The sequence below is a fragment of the Microcoleus sp. MON1_C5 genome (assembly GCF_036701875.1).
Taxonomy (GTDB): Bacteria; Cyanobacteriota; Cyanobacteriia; order Cyanobacteriales; family Microcoleaceae; genus Microcoleus.
In genome coordinates this window covers 86,355-102,527 of record NZ_JAUBRN010000013.1, presented here as the reverse complement: position 1 = coordinate 102,527, position 16,173 = coordinate 86,355, and the positions used below count along the sequence as shown (strand labels likewise).

Genomic DNA, 16,173 nt, shown 5'->3' with positions numbered 1-16,173 from the left:
CTAGTATGACCGGTGAGGGTTCTAACTTCGGTACCTGTCTCGGTGTCCCAGATTTTCAGGGTGTTATCCGATGAAGCGGAAATCGCGGTTTTACCGTCGGCTGCGATCGCCACTGCATATACCCCGCTAGTATGACCGGTGAGGGTTCTAACTTCGGTACCTGTCTCGGTGTCCCAGATTTTCAGGGTGTTATCCGATGAAGCAGAAATCGCGGTTTTACCGTCGGGTGTGATCGCCACTGCATATACCGACTGAGTATGACCGACAAGCGTCCGCAGCGCCCCTTCATTTGCCCGCTCTAAATTAGCCTTCAAAGGCCGCAGCCAAACACTATCTTTCGATTGCCTTCCTTGTTCCAGCAACCCCTGAATCTCAGGCATTTCAAAATCCAGCAATCTCCCCAATAAATGCCCAGCTAATTGCGTTTTATCCCCATCCAAAACGTGCGCCGATTTCCGAATTGCCCCCTGAATCAACTTCACAGTTTCCGTTGGTCCCTCCGACAACAAAACATCAGAAACTCTCGCCAAATCGTAATCCTCAATTAATGCTTGAACCCCGATCGCATCCAACTTCGCCTCAATAAAATCAAAATCCGTCAACAACTGATGCAGCCGTTCCCCTTGAACACTCTGGGCCAAATGCCCCGGCAAAGTTTCCAAAGCATAAAGCCGCTTTTTCGGCGACAGTTTCTTCAACCCTTCTTTAAACTTACTCATCGCCGTACAAATCCTCCCACAAATTATCAGAAATCGCCGTTTCAATATCCCGCAGCGAAACCCCAGCTTTCTGCACCACATCGATACGGTGGAGAAATCTTTGGAAACTCGCGTGATAAATACTGTAATCGGGAGGACTATCACCGCTACGGCGCAGAAACTGTTCCCAATCATCGAGAACTTTCTGCACATCCAAGGCATCTTCATCAGCAAAATCCGCCAAAATATCGCAGGAAACTGGCTTGCGTGTTTTGGTCAACAAATAAATAACCTTCAACTTCCGGCGGCGCAATTCTTTATCCTTAACCGCCATTTCCATCCGCGCCCAGTGCTTCTCATAATATCCTTCCAACTCCCTCGGCAAATCTTTCAAAGTCACATCGCTGTACTTGCCGCTATCGATATCATTCAGCACATAGCGCAGGTACATAAAATTATTCTGGCTTTTTTCCGCCACCGCCGCCACAAACTGTTCGCGCTGCAAATTTTGACGGTTAATCCAATTCTGAATTGATGCGCTGTTGCTGGTGCGTTTGTCAATATAAACCTTGACATCCGCCAAACTTTCTGAACTGTACTGCATCAAATCAAAAACCTGATGATTTGGCAAACGCAGAGTTTCCGGTCGCTTCGACAAAATAAAATAAACATTATCCGGCAAAGCATCTGGCAAATATAGAACATTGCTGCCGCGCCCCTGATCGCTCATATCGACTTCATCGAGGGCATCCAAAACAAAAACTAACTTTTTTCCGCCCAATTTAGGACTGACTTCCCCCAACAATCGACTGAGAAAATTGCCATCTGTAGTTGCATTTTCTGGCAATTTTGGGTAATCCAGTTTAAAGGCTTGAATTAACTGAGTGCAGGCATTTTCAAGAAATTGCTTTGCCTTAACAGTGCCTTGAGATTGCGAGTTAAAATGGACAACACAGCGCCGCTTCATCAGCAGCACTAACTTCGCCATAATTGAAGTTTTCCCGACACCCGGAGCTGCTTCTAAAACAAAATATCCTTTCGGCTTTTTCTGCAAGAATTCGATAATTGCTTCAAACACAAATCTGCGGCCGGTAAAGTCTTGAGTCCGGTCTTGAATAATCGTTTCGCACTCGTAGGGAAGCGGCAATTGAGGCGCGGAAGTATCAACAAATCGTTCCAGTGATGTTTTAATTTGCGCCAAATCGTCCCGAATGCCAATTTCGATCGCTGACAATTTCACCATCACTTGACAAATCTGCTGCCCAGTTGCCACCGCCTCCAACTTTTGCAGAATTGCCCCATTTTGCAGCCCCAAATCTCTCAGTTCCGCCAAAGCAATTTGGTGCAGATTCAACAGCATCGCGGCAAACTTTTCTCCTCCCTTCGCCGCATCCAGTTTCAGCACTTCGCGGTACGCTTTCGGAAAAGTTGCGTACAGTTTGCCCGCGACAAATTCCACAATTTCCGCATCGAAGGATTTCCCCTCGCTGGCCGCGAATTCGTTGAGGAAACTTGCCCAATCTGCCGTTGTCAATCCGGTAACTCGATCGAACTCCTCGACATCCGCAGAAAAAATTTTGGTTAACTGGTCTTCGGAAATATTTAAACTACTTGACAAATCGGCTGTATTCGTGTTAATATCCAGCCAGTATTCAGGAGTTTTCTCGGCTAATTGACTGAGTGCTGTTTCTGGATAAGGCAATTTTTTGGTTTCGGCGATCGCAATTAGGCGATCGGACTTCGCAACCTCTCTCAAAATATAGCCGATCGCCTCACCCGCCGCCTTAATCAAATCGTGATTATCGAGAATCCTCGGATTTTTGCTCAACCGTTCCGTCATCCGATTTGCCAGTTCATCAGCGGCCATAGTCTCAGCGAGACTACCAGCAATCGCCGCTAAGATAGAAACTCCCCCAAGTGCGATCGGGCCGCCGATAATACCCGCTGCTGCTTGAGTTGCCGGATTGGCGATCGCGCTTGAAATAAGTTGCCCGACAGCCATCAGCGCACTGCATCCAATTACCCTAGTTTTAAAATTAGCTAAGTCCATTAGTGGCATAAAATAAATATTCCTCTTTTCAAAAGTTGATAAGCTGTCCCGCATCTAAATTGTATTTCTTTGGACGGGCAAGATGCCCACCCCCCAATCAATTTAATCTACTGTGGAACAGGCATCTTGCCTGTTGATTTTGGGCGGGCAAGATGCCCACCCCACAAGAAACTTGATGTATTGTGGAACAGGCATCTTGCCTGTTGATTTTGGGCGGGCAAGATGCCCACCCCACAATCAATTTAATCTACTGTGGAACAGGCATCTTGCCGATTTTGGGCGGGCAAGATGCCTGTTCCACAACAAATTTAATCTACTGTGGAACAGGCATCTTGCCTGTTCATAAAATCAGAGACAAATATCAACTACAAAACAGCAGCAACACTTGCCATCAACAACCCTTGAAACAATTTCACCCCATCAGTTTCGCCCAACATCGGATCGGATGCCCTCTCAGGATGCGGCATCATTCCTAACACATTGCCTTGGCGGTTGCAAATACCCGCAATATTATTTAACGAACCGTTGGGATTGCCAGCATCGCTAATTTTGCCCGCCGGAGTACAGTAGCGAAACAGGACTTGCTTGTGCTCTTCTAGTTCTGCTAAAGTATCGGCATCAGCATAATAGTTGCCTTCCCCGTGGGCGATCGGCAAATCGATGATTTCACCCGTAGTATAAGCGGCAGTCCAACGAGTATTACCGCGTTCGACTTTCAAAGAAGCGCGATCGCAAATAAAATTCAATCCCGCATTCCGCACCAGAGCACCGGGCAATAAACCAGCTTCAGTCAACACCTGAAAACCGTTGCAGATGCCTAATACAAGCTTTCCTTTTTTCGCGTGTTCCGCAGTAGCCCGCATCGCCGGAGAAAAACGGGCGATCGCGCCGCACCGCAAATAATCTCCGTAACTGAAACCACCGGGAATTACAATGACATCAATATCCGAAATATCGGTATCTTCGTGCCAAATCATCCGCGTCGGTTGGTGGAGTAACCCTTGAGTCACCCACACCACATCGCGATCGCAATTTGAACCCGGAAAAACAATAACTCCAAATTTCATAAGCTGAAGGAAGAAGGAAGAAGGAAGTTCGGCAACGGATTATGTAACGGATGTAACGGATGTCATGAAGAAGGAAGAGGTGTCAACATAAGACTAAAATCTTATGTTTTTCTCGCTTGTCTCTAAGTCTCGCTCCCCCTAAATTCCCCTTAAGAAGGGGGACTTTGAGTCGTTCTAGTTCTTGTGTTTTTAACGAAGACTTTGAACGCTCTTGTCCTCGCTTTTTAACAAAGACTTTCAGAACCCTCTTGTCCCCCCCCTTATTAAGGGGGGTTAGGGGGGATCTCCGAGTTTAAAAACACCCTAGGGACGATCGCATTTATGCCGTCGCTGTCTCCACGGCAACAGGAATTTCAGTCAAATCAAAGCGATAATTTTCAATCACTGGATTAGCCAAAAGTTGGTCGCAAACGCGATCGAGTTGTTCGCGGGCCTCCGACTCAGCAGCAGCAGTCAGCGTCAATTCAACGTACTTCCCGATTCGCACACGCTCAACATTGTCGTATCCCATGTGTTGCAAACCAGACTGTACGGCAGTGCCGGCGGGATCTAAAACAGAAGGGCGGAGGGTAACATAGATTTGGGCAAGATATTTCTGAGTCACGGGAATGTTGCGGTAGGTGATGTGAAAGTTAGCCCCATTGTATTCTACAACCGAGCTGCGCGCCGATCGCCATTCGGTTAGCCCAAGTAAGATAGCCTAGAAACAGGGACAGATTTGACTCTAGCAGATTACACAAAAAAATTATGAGAACCAACCGCACCCGCAGTCAGGAGCGTATTTTAAACTTGCTCAAAGTCCTAAACCGATCGCTCTCAGCGCAAGATATCTACTTAGAACTGCGTAACAGCGACCAAAGCATGGGCTTAGCAACCGTTTACCGTTCCCTCGACGGTTTAAAGCGAGAGGGGTTCGTTCACGTCAGAACGCTTGCTAGTGGCGAATCTCTCTACGGTGCCGCTCACCAAGACCAACATCACTTAACTTGTCTGGAATGTGGCACCTCCATTACGATCGACGAATGCCCCGTCCACCACTTAGAAAGCCAACTACAACAATCTCATTCTTTCAAAATTTATTATCACACTTTGGAGTTTTTCGGATTGTGCGATCGATGTACTTTGGCTCAAGAATCTTAGAGAAGTTATTAGTCATTAGATACCAGGCGATTTCAAGAAACTGTTGACGAATTAAAAAAGGTAAAACCAAATATCCCATAATCATCGCAAAAGAACTCCAGCGGTTCTCAAAAAAGTGAGGTATGCCCTATGTCCTATGCCCTATACCCTATAGGGCCTCATCTTTCTGAGAAAGGCTATAGCATATTCCATGTAGATGTGGTACACACAATCTTGCGATCGCCCGTGTAAGGTGCGTCGCCACCCGTCAATCTTTAAGTTTTATCCACCAATATTTCGCAGCGACGCACCCTACAGATTAACACTATAATGCGAGTACCTCAGAAACAGAAGTATCATCCGCTAGAGAGCTAATCCATGCCCCCAGTGATCGTGGACTCCTGGTAGTGCCACGATCGTTTCAGGGCTAACCTGGAAAACCTATGAAGCCTTGCTGCAAGACTTGGGAGATAATCGCCCAACTCGCATTGCCTATGGCCAGGGAGTATTGGAGATCGGGATGCCAGGAGAACCTCACGAAATCGTCAATCGGCTGCTGGCAAAAATCATTATAATGCTGGCAATGGAGTTGGAGATGGAGGCGAATGATTTTGGTTCGACTACGCTGAATCGTGAAAGCATCTGAAAATTACAGTGTGCCATCATCATAATACTACCCTACTTTTATAGATATGCAATCAACAAATGAGTATCCAGACTTTAGTTCTCAAGGATATCAGGTTGACCGAGTTCTAGGGGAAAATCGCTCTGGAGGTCGAGTTACTTACAAAGCAATTCAAATAAAAGATCAAAAAGCTGTTGCGATCAAGCAATTTCAATTTGCAGCCAGCACAACCTCTTGGGCTGGGTATCATGCTTATCAAGCAGAACTTAATATCTTAAAATCACTTAATCATCCTAACATCCCCCTATATCTTAATTCATTTGAAACTGCGAACGGGTTTTGCTTAATTCAGGAATACAAAAGAGCTGTTCCTTTGTCTCAGTCTCAACATTTTGAACCCAGGAAATTAAGCAAATTGCTATTGAGATATTGAATATTCTTGTCTATTTACAGCAGCACTCTCCCTCTATTGTCCATAGAGATATTAAACCAGAAAATATTCTGGTTAATCGTTCACGACAGATCGCAGCTTATCTCATAGACTTTGGCTTTGCCCGCACAAGTGACGATACAACAGTTAGCAGTGTTGTTAAAGGCACAATGGGATTTATGCCACCAGAACAACTATTCAATCGTGAACTGACAGAATCATCCGATCTCTATAGTTTAGGAATGACACTAATTTGTTTATTGACAAAAACAAAATCAACGGAGATTGGAAATTTACTCGATGAGCATAGTCAGATTCAATTTAAAAAGAAGCTACCTAGATTGAATTATCAGTTTGTTAACTGGCTAGAGAAAATGGTATCTACCAGCATTAAAACCCGCTATCCTAATGCCGCTATTGCGTTGAAGGAACTTCAGCCAATTGACATTGGTCGTGAAAACGGTATCCTGGGAAAAGCGTTGAATTTCACAAATTCCAAACCAACAAAGGTTATATTTGGCAGCCTAGTCATTTTTGGAATCATGGGATCGCTTGGAACACTGATTGTGGCTCAACAAGCTCCTATGACTAGATACACAGACGAAATATTTTCCATGGTGAACAACACCCTGTGGCGAGTGGGGGAAGAACCTGGATTTTACCATCCAGTTCCCTGGAGATTTTCCGCCGACGGAACGGTGAGTGCAAGTAATTTGTGGGGGGGTGTTTGGAGAAAAAGCAATGTTAGGGCACGATCAATTGAAGTTCACATTGTGTACCCAGGGGGTGGTACAGAGAGTTTCTCTGTAATGTTTAGCCGTGACGGGCAAAGTTTTACCGCCTTTAAGGAAGGCAAAGAATATCGGTTTGCTGAAAGGATAATGCCATAGGAAGGCAGAGTTTAATCCCATGACTCAAGCAATCTGTGTGCGTAATCCTCGCACGGGTGAGGTGGATGACTGGATTACACAATGGTATATGTCAGATTGATTGAGGACAACAGAAGACTCAAATCCCCGACTTCTTGAAGAAGTCGGGGATTTAATAAGTTCTCACTTGTTTAAGGATTCAAAAACTCTAAATGGTCTCCTGGAATCGATCGCAATTTTGCAGCCGAGCCTTGCAGTTTCAATCGGCCGCGTTCTAACATGATAATCCAATCGGCGCGATCGATCACTCGCGGTCTGTGACTGATAAAAATCGTCGTTTTCCCGTGCCGGTACATCAACAATTGTTCTAAAACTTCCGCTTCGCTTGCAGGGTCAAGCCCTGCAGTAGATTCGTCTAAAATCAATACGGGCGGGTTGTTGAGAATGGCGCGGGCGATCGCCAATCTTTGTCTTTGTCCGCCAGAAATATTCGCTCCAAACTCCCCTAAAATAGTTTGATATTTATCCGGCAATTGGCTGATAAATTCATCCGCCCCCGCAATTTTGCAGACTTTAACAATCTGTTCAAAGCTGATATCTGGATTGCCCAAACGAAAATTTTCTAGAATCGATCTGCTCCAAAAATGTGCTTCTTGAGGAACCAAAACTACCTGCTGTCTGAGACTGTCGAGAGACAAATCCTGTAAGTTGTAACCGCCAATTCTAATATTACCAGATTGCAGCGGGTACAGACCAGAAATTACTTTAGCCAGCGTACTTTTTCCGCAGCCGGAATGGCCGATTAAAGCAATTGCTTGACCGCCGGGAAATGTGACAGAAAAATTTTCCAGCAAGTCAAGTCGGCCGGGGTAGTGAAAATTAACACTCTTGCAAACAATACCGTCGCGGTTCTGAATTGTTACGAAAGGTTTATTCGTATCGTCTTTAGTTTCCGCTTCAGCATCGATGACTTCCGACAGCCGTTGAGTAGCTGTCTGCACGCGAGTCATCTCATCAGTAAATCCTACTAGCGAATTCACCCAAGTAGTAACGTTTTGATTCATGCTAATAAACGCTAGCAACTGACCTATACTCAATACCTTGTCAATCACCAAACCGCTACCAAGCCACAGCAGAGTAATGCTGCCTGCAGAGGCAACAAAACCAGAAAATATATTGTTGAGAATACCAATTTGTGTGGTGCGAAAAGTGATATTTGCTAAGCGACCGAAGCGGGTTTGAAATTCTTCCCAAAGTTGCTGACCGCTGCTAGTAGTTTTGACCGTCAGTGCGCCTTTAAAAGTTTCTACTAAAACGCCTTGAGTTTCTGCTTCCAACACCAATAAACTGCGCGTTTTTTGCTGCAATACGGGCAGGAATACCACTGTAGAGGCAGTCATTAACAGAGCTATAGCTGTAGCTGCTAACGTCAGTTCCTTGCTATAAAATAACATAAAAATAAAAGAAACTACAGCTATGAAAAATTGACTGGGCAAGCTGATAGCGACTTGAGAAACTAATTTATTTATTTCTTGGATATCTTGTAATCTACTGACAATTTCGCCAGTGCGTCTAGTTTCGTAAAAACTCAAAGGCAATCGCAGGAATTTGCGCGCGAATTCCATCACCAATCCCAATTCTAAACGCTGGGAAAACTGAGCAATTAAGTTGGACTGTACCAATCCTAAACTGCTGCTAAAAAGGTTCATAACTATAACTGCGCTCGCCACGCTTGCCAGGAGTTGTCTGTCGCCCCGCACCAGGATGTCGTCGGTGAGCATTTGAACTAGAAAAGGCGAAGAAATTGACAGCAAACCCAACACTGCATTCAGCAAAAATGCTTCCATTAAAATCGGGCGGTAAATCCCAATCCGGCGCATCCATTTTTGTAAGGAATTAGCGGGCGGTTGACCCTCTGCGGCCGCAAAAAACCGCTCAGCATCGGGTTCTACTAGCAAGCACAGCCAATCTGTCCAAGCTGCTGCTAATTCTGCTTTAGAAACATAGCGCATACCGACAGCGGGATCGCCGATCGCATATTTGTTGCCCTGTTTTCCGTACAACACAACCCAGTGAGAGCCGTTCCAGTGAATAATCATCGGTAGAGGGGCATCATCGAGCTTGTCTAAAATTGCAGCGGCCGCTCTCACCGATCGAGCATTAAAGCCGATCGCCTCAGCGCCTTGTTTCAAGCCCAGTAAACTCGTCCCTTGCTGGCCCGTACCGACAAATTCTCGCAAGCGGCTAATTGTAAAATTCTGTCCGTAAAATTTGGCGATCGAAGCCAGACAAGCTGCACCGCAATCTTCTTCGCTCTGCTGGAGAACAACCTGATATTTCATCAGCCTGTTTACTTGTCCGAAGAAAGGCATTTCTCGGATAAAAGGAATGTTTTTTAACATTTGGCAAAATGAATAATGAGTAGAGCCTAATGAACATTACCCCTCACCGAGTAGCCAATCAGAACAAAGCACCCATAAGTTTATGGGTGCTTTATTGATTCGTATCAATCGAGCCCAATTGACAGCCGTAAACTTTACCAGTAGCGGTACACTACTCTTAAGGAGCCGTCGAAATCCCGGCGGTACACGACGTGACGGGTCGGACGGTAACATTTGTATCGATCAGAATAATAGTGACCGCCGTTGACGCTAGCTGATTCTTCAGATGTAAGTTCAGTAAACAGTGAATTGTCCTTTGTTTCTTCCATGATTTGACTCCGTTTAAGTATAGAAAAGTGAAGGGAAGCTAGAAATCTTATCTAATTTCTAGAGCCTCGTGTAAATACTGACTAATACTTCTGCTAGTGCTGGGCAACCTCCGGAATATTACGGAGAAATATTCAAATTTTACTCGATCGCACAACTTGACTCAGCTATCTAAACCATTAGGGTTTTGAAAGTGCGATAGTCGTTCGGATTGTACTGATAAAGCTGGCTAGGCGGCGGGAGGAAAAACAGGATATTCAGGCGATAGCTGCTGCTGTTATCCGTCTCGCTGTTGCTTTTAGCACCGCTAACACCGCTGGTAATGCTGCCACCGTTGACAGTAGCAGATTCTCCATCGGTTAGTTCCATGAAGAGTGAATTTGGTTGATTTTCTGACATAAAAAACTCCTATTAATACCTATGTACTTACTTACTACCTACGCATACAGGAAAAACCCGGTAACAGCGCCAAAAGTCATTGCAAAAATCCCATATTTTCCTGACTGTAGCCCGCTGGCTTCACTCCTCTTGATATTTGGCGAAGTTTGTGGGTGACAACGGCAAAGCTGTGCGGATTTTTACCTTTACCCTGTGAATTTTGATTTAGACTTCTAAACCTATGCTTGGTTTCCGGAAAGCCGATCGTAAAGGTGACAAAACAAATCAGCGATCGATCTATCCCTCCCCCCAACTCAAAACTCAAAACTCCAAACTATTCCCCTCTCCCCCTTGCCGCCATGTCTCTGACTCCCGAAGCCACACCCGCTGAAACCTTTGATAACGACCAGTTTTTGCCCCCTGTCAGCCGCTGGACGACTTTGGGGGGCATTTTGATGGTGGCGACCTTTGGCGGGGCGATCGCCCTCGCTAGCGTCACCAAATACAGCGCTACAGTCAAAGCAGACGCGATCGTCCGTCCCGCCGGAGAAGTGCGCGTCGTGCAAGCCGCAACCGAAGGAACCGTCGAAAGCATTGCTGTCAGCGAGAATCAGACAGTAAAAGAAGGAGATGCGATCGCAGTTGTAGACGCTTCGCGTTTGGGCGCTCAACAACAGCAGTTACAAGAAATAATTAATCAGTCTCAAACAGCAGCACAGCAAATCAGCCAGCAACTGCGCGACTTAGAAAATCAAATTTTGGCCAGCGCCCAATTTAAAAGCATCCAAAGTGAAAGTTCCGCCCAACAGGAATTAATCGAATCCGCTTTAATAAAATTCGCCACATCGCTACCAGATGTGGCCGAGAGACTGGGCCGAAGTCGGCGGGTTTTGCTCGTTAAGCGATCGTCCCTTCAACAACAATTAATTCAAGCTAAAAAACAACTAAATCAAATTGACTTAAAACTCGAAAATAGCGTGATCCGCGCCCCCGCTGATGGTACAATTCTCAAACTGGAAGTACGAAATACTGGCCAAACCGTACAAGCCGGCAGCGCGATCGCCCAAATTGTCCCCAGCGACGTGCCCCTGGTAGTCAAAGCCAAGGTAACATCCCAAGACATCGCCCGCATCCAAATCGGCCAACCCGTACAGATCAGGATTTCCGCTTTGCCTTTCCCCGATTACGGCACATTAAAAGGAACTGTCAGCGAAATCGCCCCAGATGCGATCGCCACTCAAAATCCCACTAATAATTTAGGTACAGCTTATTACGAAGTGGCAATTAAGCCCGAACAAACTTATTTAACAAAACTCAAATCCGCCAACAGCCAATTCTTCGGAAACTCCCAGGCTAATGTCCCCCGCCAGTATTCGATTCAATCGGGAATGGAAGGCAGAGCCGATATTATTACCGGCGAAGAAACTGTTCTGACATTTGTTTTACGCAAAGCAAGGTTGCTGACAGATTGGTAATTGCTTTCAAGCCCATTTCTTAAATACTACGGCTAAGGACACGGCCTTGCCGTCTCCCTACAGATATTTAAAAAGGTAAGGAGACGGCAAGGTCATGTCTCTACAGATGTCTTAAAAGTGGAACGGGCTTCTAGCCCGTTGCTGACAATGGTGTAAGATGTGAATTTAAACCAAGAGTATCTTAAATCAAAATAACGTGTCAATATAGAAATGTGAGTTCAATTCTATTCTTTCCTCATGGGCAAACAGCGCGTTCTTTCTGGAGTTCAGCCAACAGGCAATCTTCACCTCGGCAATTATCTCGGTGCCATTCGCAACTGGGTAGAAGGTCAAAGTCAGTACGAAAATTACTTCTGCGTAGTCGATTTGCACGCAATTACCGCACCGCACAATCCAGCAACTCTAGCCTCCGACACTTACACGATCGCGGCACTCTATTTAGCTTGCGGGATCGATTTAGAATATTCTACTATTTTCGTGCAATCCCACGTCTCGGCGCACACAGAACTAGCATGGCTGCTCAACTGTATTACGCCGATTAACTGGCTCGAAGATATGATTCAGTTTAAAGAAAAAGCAGTTAAACAAGGTGAAAATGTCAACGCCGGTTTGCTAAATTATCCCGTGTTAATGGCAGCAGACATTTTGCTTTACGATGCCGACAAAGTGCCAGTGGGAGAAGACCAAAAACAGCATTTGGAACTCACCCGCGATATTGTCATCAGATTAAATCACCAATTCGGCACACCCGAAAAGCCAGTATTGAAACTTCCCGAACCGTTAATTCGGACTGACGGTGCGAGGGTAATGAGTTTGACAGATGGCACGCGCAAAATGTCGAAATCTGACCCTTCCGAACAAAGTCGAATTAATTTATTGGATTCGCCCGATACGATCGCCAAAAAAATCAAGCGCTGCAAAACAGATGCCGTGCGGGGTTTGACTTTTGACGACCCCGATCGCCCCGAAGCTAGAAATTTGCTGACACTTTATCTCCTGCTTTCCGGCAAATCTAAGGAAGAAGTAGCAACAGAGTGTGAAAACATGGGTTGGGGAGATTTTAAACCCTTGCTGACAGAGACGGCAATTAATGCCCTCAAGCCAATTCAGGATAAATACAAAGAAATAATGGACGATCCGGGATATTTAGAGTCTGTACTACGTCGCGGAAGAGAACAAGCAGAAGCTATTGCTAATCAAACTCTAACTAAGGTTAAGAAAGCTTTCGGTTATTCTTTACCTGTTTAGTTGTTAGTTGTTAGTTGTTAGTTGTTCTTGGTTACTTGTTAAGAATGATAACTGCCAACTGCCCACTAACAACTGCCAACAGTCAACAGTCAACAGTCAACAGTCAACAGTCAAATAACCAATAACCCATAACAGACAAATAATCATGAACCGTTTTCGCACAGCCTGCACCACCCCCGGAGAATTTATAATTACCGCCGAAGTTGCCCCGCCAAAAGGTGGCGACATAACTCACACAATTCAAATGGCTGAACGCCTCAAAAACAGAGTTCACGCAATTAATGTCACAGACGGGAGTCGCGCAGTTTTGCGAATGTGCCCGCTAGCAGTTTCGGCGATTTTAGTGCAGCACGGAATTGAGCCAATTTGTCAAGTTGCTTGTCGCGATCGCAATTTAATTGGCCTGCAAGCGGATCTCATGGGAGCCCACGCTTTAGGCATTCGCAATGTATTAGCACTTACAGGCGATCCCGTCAAAGCGGGCGACCATCCTAAAGCAAAAAGTGTATTCGATTTGGAATCAGTTCGGCTATTGCAAGTTATTCAAAAAATGAACGGCGGCCAAGACTGGAATGACAAACCTTTAACCGACGGAGTTACTGATTTATTTGTAGGTGCAGCAGTCGATCCGCAATCCCCCAGTTGGTCGGGTTTGCAAAGTCGATTCGAGAAAAAAGTAGAGGCTGGAGCACAGTTTTTTCAGAGTCAATTAATTACAGATTTTGAAGTTTTGGATAAGTTTATGCACCACGTTGCAGCGGGCTGCAACAAGCCAGTCTTAGCAGGAATATTTTTGTTTAAATCAGCTAAAAATGCTGAATTTATTCAAAAATACGTGCCGGGAGTTCACATCCCACAAGAGACTATCGACCGTTTAGCAAAAGCTCCCGAACCCTTGCAGGAAGGCATAAAAATTGCTGCAGAACAAGTCAAACTAGCGCGGCAGATTTGTCAAGGAGTTCACATGATGGCCGTCAAACGAGAAGATTTAATTCCTCAAATTTTGGATTTGGCAGGAATCGAGCCGCTGAGCTAAATTTAAACGTAGGGGCGGGTTTTACCAATTATAAATTCCTAAAACTAACGATTTCGTAAACTCATAAACCCGCCCACTCGCGCGCTACCATTTTGAACATCAATAAAACAATCATGCTTCAAACTGTAGACAATCCAACCACTTCTCCCGCAATCGAACAACGTTTCACTTGGCGCGGTGTGACATGGCATCAATTCAAGGCTATTCAAGCTGGTTTTGAAGACGTGCCGAATGTACGCTTATTTTATTGTGATGGAGTTCTAGAAATTGTGGGTACTGGAAGGTTGCATGAAGCGATTAGGTGTTTGATGGGCTTGCTAATGGGACAGTATTTTCTGCAAAGAAGAATTGTATTTTTTCCCAGCGGTACTTACAGTCAGATTGTCGAAGAGCAAGTAGATTATCAGGCAGATTTGTCTTATTGTTTCGGAACTATTAAAGATGTGCCAGATTTATGTATTGAGATTGTTATCACTAGCGGTAGTCCGATTAAACTTCAGAAATACCGACTGATGGGAGTCCCGGAAGTCTGGTTTTTGGAAGATGGCACTCTAGAGCTTTACCATCTCCGAGAGGAAGGTTACGATCCCATTACTAGCAGCGAAATGCTGCCTGAGTTAGACTTATCTTTGCTGAAAAGCTGCATTTTATTTGGTTCGCCTTTGGATGCGCTTGAGGAGTTTGCTAAAGGAATGGGCGATCGGGAAAATTGACCAATAAACTATTTTTGAAATAGCTCGATCGACTAAACGGTTATTAAATAGGAGCCACTGGCAATGACTGACTCAGAAATACTTAATTCTGATACCATTAAAACACTAAATACTAGCATATCAGAAGTTACAGTTTATACCGATCGCGCTTTGGTGACGCGGCGCGGTACGGTATCTCTGACGGGAAACGAGCGAGAATTGGCGATCGCCTCTGTACCCGCAACCCTCGAAACAGAGTCAGTCAGGGCCACGGGTGCGGGTACGGTTGCAGTGCGATTGCTGGGAGTGCGAACCGAAACAGTGTTTAGCAGCGAACCTGTGGGCGATCGCACTGCCGAATTAACCCAACAAATTCAGGAGTTACAAACCCAAAGACGGGGAATTAACGACAAAATAACCGCCCGAAAAATTCAGCTCAAATTTGTGGAAGGTTTGAGCGAAAAAAGCGTCGGTTTCTTTTCCAGCAGCATCGCCAAACAGCAGGTAGGTTTAAACGAAACTGGCGAATTGCTCAACTTTTTAGGAACTAATTACGTAAAATATGTAAGTGCGATCGCCCAGCACGAAAAACAGCAGCGCGAATTAGACAAGCAAATAGAAGCTTTGCTGCAGCAGTTGCGGCAAGTACAAACTCCCCATTCTCAGCAAAGTTTTAACATCATTGTTGCCATAGAACCCAGTGGCACCGGCAATTTTGAACTAGAAGTTTCCTATGTAGTCATGGGAGCCCGCTGGACTCCCCTTTACGACTTGCGAGTCAACACTACCAAAAACCAAATTAATCTCAATTACTTAGCCGAAGTCAATCAAAATACAGGGGAAGATTGGACGGGAGTAGGGCTGACTTTATCCACAGCAAAACCGGGAATGGGAACTTTGCCACCAAAACTCGAACCCTGGTTTATCGATACTGTTTACCCAAGATCTGCTCAGACCCGAGACCTGATGATGACACGCAGCCGACAGCCTGCGGAAGCAGAAATAGCACTAGATTATACAAACTTAGAGTTTGATGAAAGTGGGCCACCTGCTGCTGCTGCCCAACTCATAGCAGCTCAAACCGCGACCACACAAGTATCGAAAGAAGGCGGCACCGTCTCATTTCAAGTAGGGGGAAATACCAAGATTCCCAGCGACGCTACACCGCACAAAGTGACGATTTTTAGCGAAAATTATCCGTTTAAACCTGAATATATAGCCGTCCCGCGATTAGTCAGTTTTGCGTATTTGCAAGCAGTTGTTGTGAATCCGCTGACAGGTGCAACTCTTCTGCCCGGTAAAGCAAATATCTTTCGCGACAACACTTTTGTCGGCAGTGTGCAGTTAGAAAATGTTTCCCCAGGGCAAGAATATAAACTGAATTTAGGAATAGATGAAGGGCTAAAAATAGAGCGGGAATTAGTAGAAAGACAAGTAGATAAAAAACTGATCGGTCAGCAGAGGCGCACGAGTTACGCTTATCGCTTAAATGTGACAAACTTGCATCAGGTGCAGGTACACCTGACACTAAAAGAGCAATTGCCAGTCAGCCGTAATGAACAAATTAAAGTGCGATCGACTCTCACTAATCCGAAGATAGTAGCAGGTGAAATGGGACTGCTAGAATGGATAATGTCTCTGCCGCCGCAAGCAAAGCAAGAGTTATATTACCAGTTTGTTGTCGAACATCCTCCCGACTTAACAGTTACGGGTTTAGATATTTAATATTAAGGAGGTAAAAAGTTGTTTCTAATCAGGACTTGAGTCCTTATTCGCCA

Annotated in this window: 15 protein-coding genes; 9 read left to right on the top strand and 6 right to left on the bottom strand. The window is 45.2% G+C overall.

The window, feature by feature from the left end; all coding sequences use genetic code 11:
• The 4 genes from QUA71_RS09320 to purS form a co-directional block, all read right to left on the bottom strand.
• A partial coding sequence (locus QUA71_RS09320) for a WD40 repeat domain-containing protein (protein ID WP_445243769.1) occupies positions 1-719 on the bottom strand: 719 nt, incomplete at its 3' end.
• A complete protein-coding gene (locus QUA71_RS09315; protein WP_333284275.1) occupies positions 712-2,757 on the bottom strand; it encodes an ATP-binding protein in 2,046 nt (681 codons plus the stop codon). The genes QUA71_RS09320 and QUA71_RS09315, both read right to left, overlap by 8 nt.
• Before the next feature lie 356 nt (positions 2,758-3,113).
• Complete coding sequence (purQ, locus tag QUA71_RS09310) at positions 3,114-3,815, bottom strand: phosphoribosylformylglycinamidine synthase subunit PurQ (RefSeq protein ID WP_333137801.1); 702 nt, start codon at positions 3,813-3,815, stop codon at positions 3,114-3,116.
• Positions 3,816-4,134: 319 nt separating this feature from the next.
• A complete protein-coding gene (gene purS, locus QUA71_RS09305; RefSeq protein WP_333284273.1) occupies positions 4,135-4,419 on the bottom strand; it encodes a phosphoribosylformylglycinamidine synthase subunit PurS in 285 nt (94 codons plus the stop codon).
• Positions 4,420-4,562: 143 nt separating this feature from the next.
• Between purS and QUA71_RS09300 the strand changes: the two genes are divergently transcribed.
• The 4 genes from QUA71_RS09300 to QUA71_RS09290 all read left to right on the top strand — a co-directional run bounded on the left by QUA71_RS09300 (position 4,563) and on the right by QUA71_RS09290 (position 6,879).
• The gene (locus tag QUA71_RS09300) at positions 4,563-4,955 is read left to right on the top strand and encodes a Fur family transcriptional regulator (protein WP_190737581.1); all 393 of its coding nucleotides are present in this window, start codon (positions 4,563-4,565) and stop codon (positions 4,953-4,955) included.
• A 499-nt stretch (positions 4,956-5,454) separates the two neighbouring features.
• Positions 5,455-5,580, top strand: coding sequence for a hypothetical protein (locus QUA71_RS09295; RefSeq protein WP_333284270.1), 126 nt, complete (start codon positions 5,455-5,457; stop codon positions 5,578-5,580).
• A 46-nt stretch (positions 5,581-5,626) separates the two neighbouring features.
• Positions 5,627-5,992: a protein kinase domain-containing protein gene (locus QUA71_RS29220; RefSeq protein WP_445243768.1), complete on the top strand. Its 366-nt coding sequence runs from the start codon at positions 5,627-5,629 to the stop codon at positions 5,990-5,992.
• Positions 5,965-6,879, top strand: coding sequence for a protein kinase domain-containing protein (locus QUA71_RS09290; RefSeq protein WP_333284315.1), 915 nt, complete (start codon positions 5,965-5,967; stop codon positions 6,877-6,879). Before QUA71_RS29220 ends, QUA71_RS09290 begins: the two co-directional genes overlap by 28 nt.
• A 170-nt stretch (positions 6,880-7,049) precedes the next feature.
• Here the strand turns inward: QUA71_RS09290 and QUA71_RS09285 are convergent, their stop codons facing one another.
• Together QUA71_RS09285 and QUA71_RS09280 are read right to left on the bottom strand one after the other, a co-directional pair.
• Entirely contained in the window at positions 7,050-9,260 is a 2,211-nt protein-coding gene (locus QUA71_RS09285; RefSeq protein ID WP_333284268.1) for a peptidase domain-containing ABC transporter, read from the bottom strand.
• Between the two features lie 477 nt (positions 9,261-9,737).
• Entirely contained in the window at positions 9,738-9,965 is a 228-nt protein-coding gene (locus QUA71_RS09280) for a secretion protein HlyD (protein ID WP_333284266.1), read from the bottom strand.
• 251 nt (positions 9,966-10,216) lie between these two features.
• Here QUA71_RS09280 and QUA71_RS09275 point away from each other — a divergent pair, with 251 nt between their 5' ends.
• The 5 genes from QUA71_RS09275 to QUA71_RS09255 all read left to right on the top strand — a co-directional run bounded on the left by QUA71_RS09275 (position 10,217) and on the right by QUA71_RS09255 (position 16,120).
• A complete protein-coding gene (locus QUA71_RS09275) occupies positions 10,217-11,419 on the top strand; it encodes an HlyD family secretion protein (protein ID WP_445243767.1) in 1,203 nt (400 codons plus the stop codon).
• A gap of 237 nt (positions 11,420-11,656) precedes the next feature.
• Positions 11,657-12,667, top strand: coding sequence for a tryptophan--tRNA ligase (trpS, locus tag QUA71_RS09270; protein ID WP_333284264.1), 1,011 nt, complete (start codon positions 11,657-11,659; stop codon positions 12,665-12,667).
• Positions 12,668-12,812: 145 nt separating this feature from the next.
• Positions 12,813-13,703 carry a methylenetetrahydrofolate reductase gene (locus tag QUA71_RS09265; protein WP_333284262.1) on the top strand — a complete coding sequence of 297 codons (891 nt, stop codon included), beginning with the start codon at positions 12,813-12,815 and terminating at the stop codon, positions 13,701-13,703.
• 113 nt (positions 13,704-13,816) lie between these two features.
• On the top strand, positions 13,817-14,416 hold the full coding sequence (locus QUA71_RS09260; protein WP_333284261.1) for a Uma2 family endonuclease: 600 nt from the start codon (positions 13,817-13,819) through the stop codon (positions 14,414-14,416).
• A 63-nt stretch (positions 14,417-14,479) separates the two neighbouring features.
• Positions 14,480-16,120, top strand: a complete 1,641-nt coding sequence (locus QUA71_RS09255) for a mucoidy inhibitor MuiA family protein (RefSeq protein ID WP_333284259.1) — start codon at positions 14,480-14,482, stop codon at positions 16,118-16,120.
• Positions 16,121-16,173: the final 53 nt, after the last annotated feature.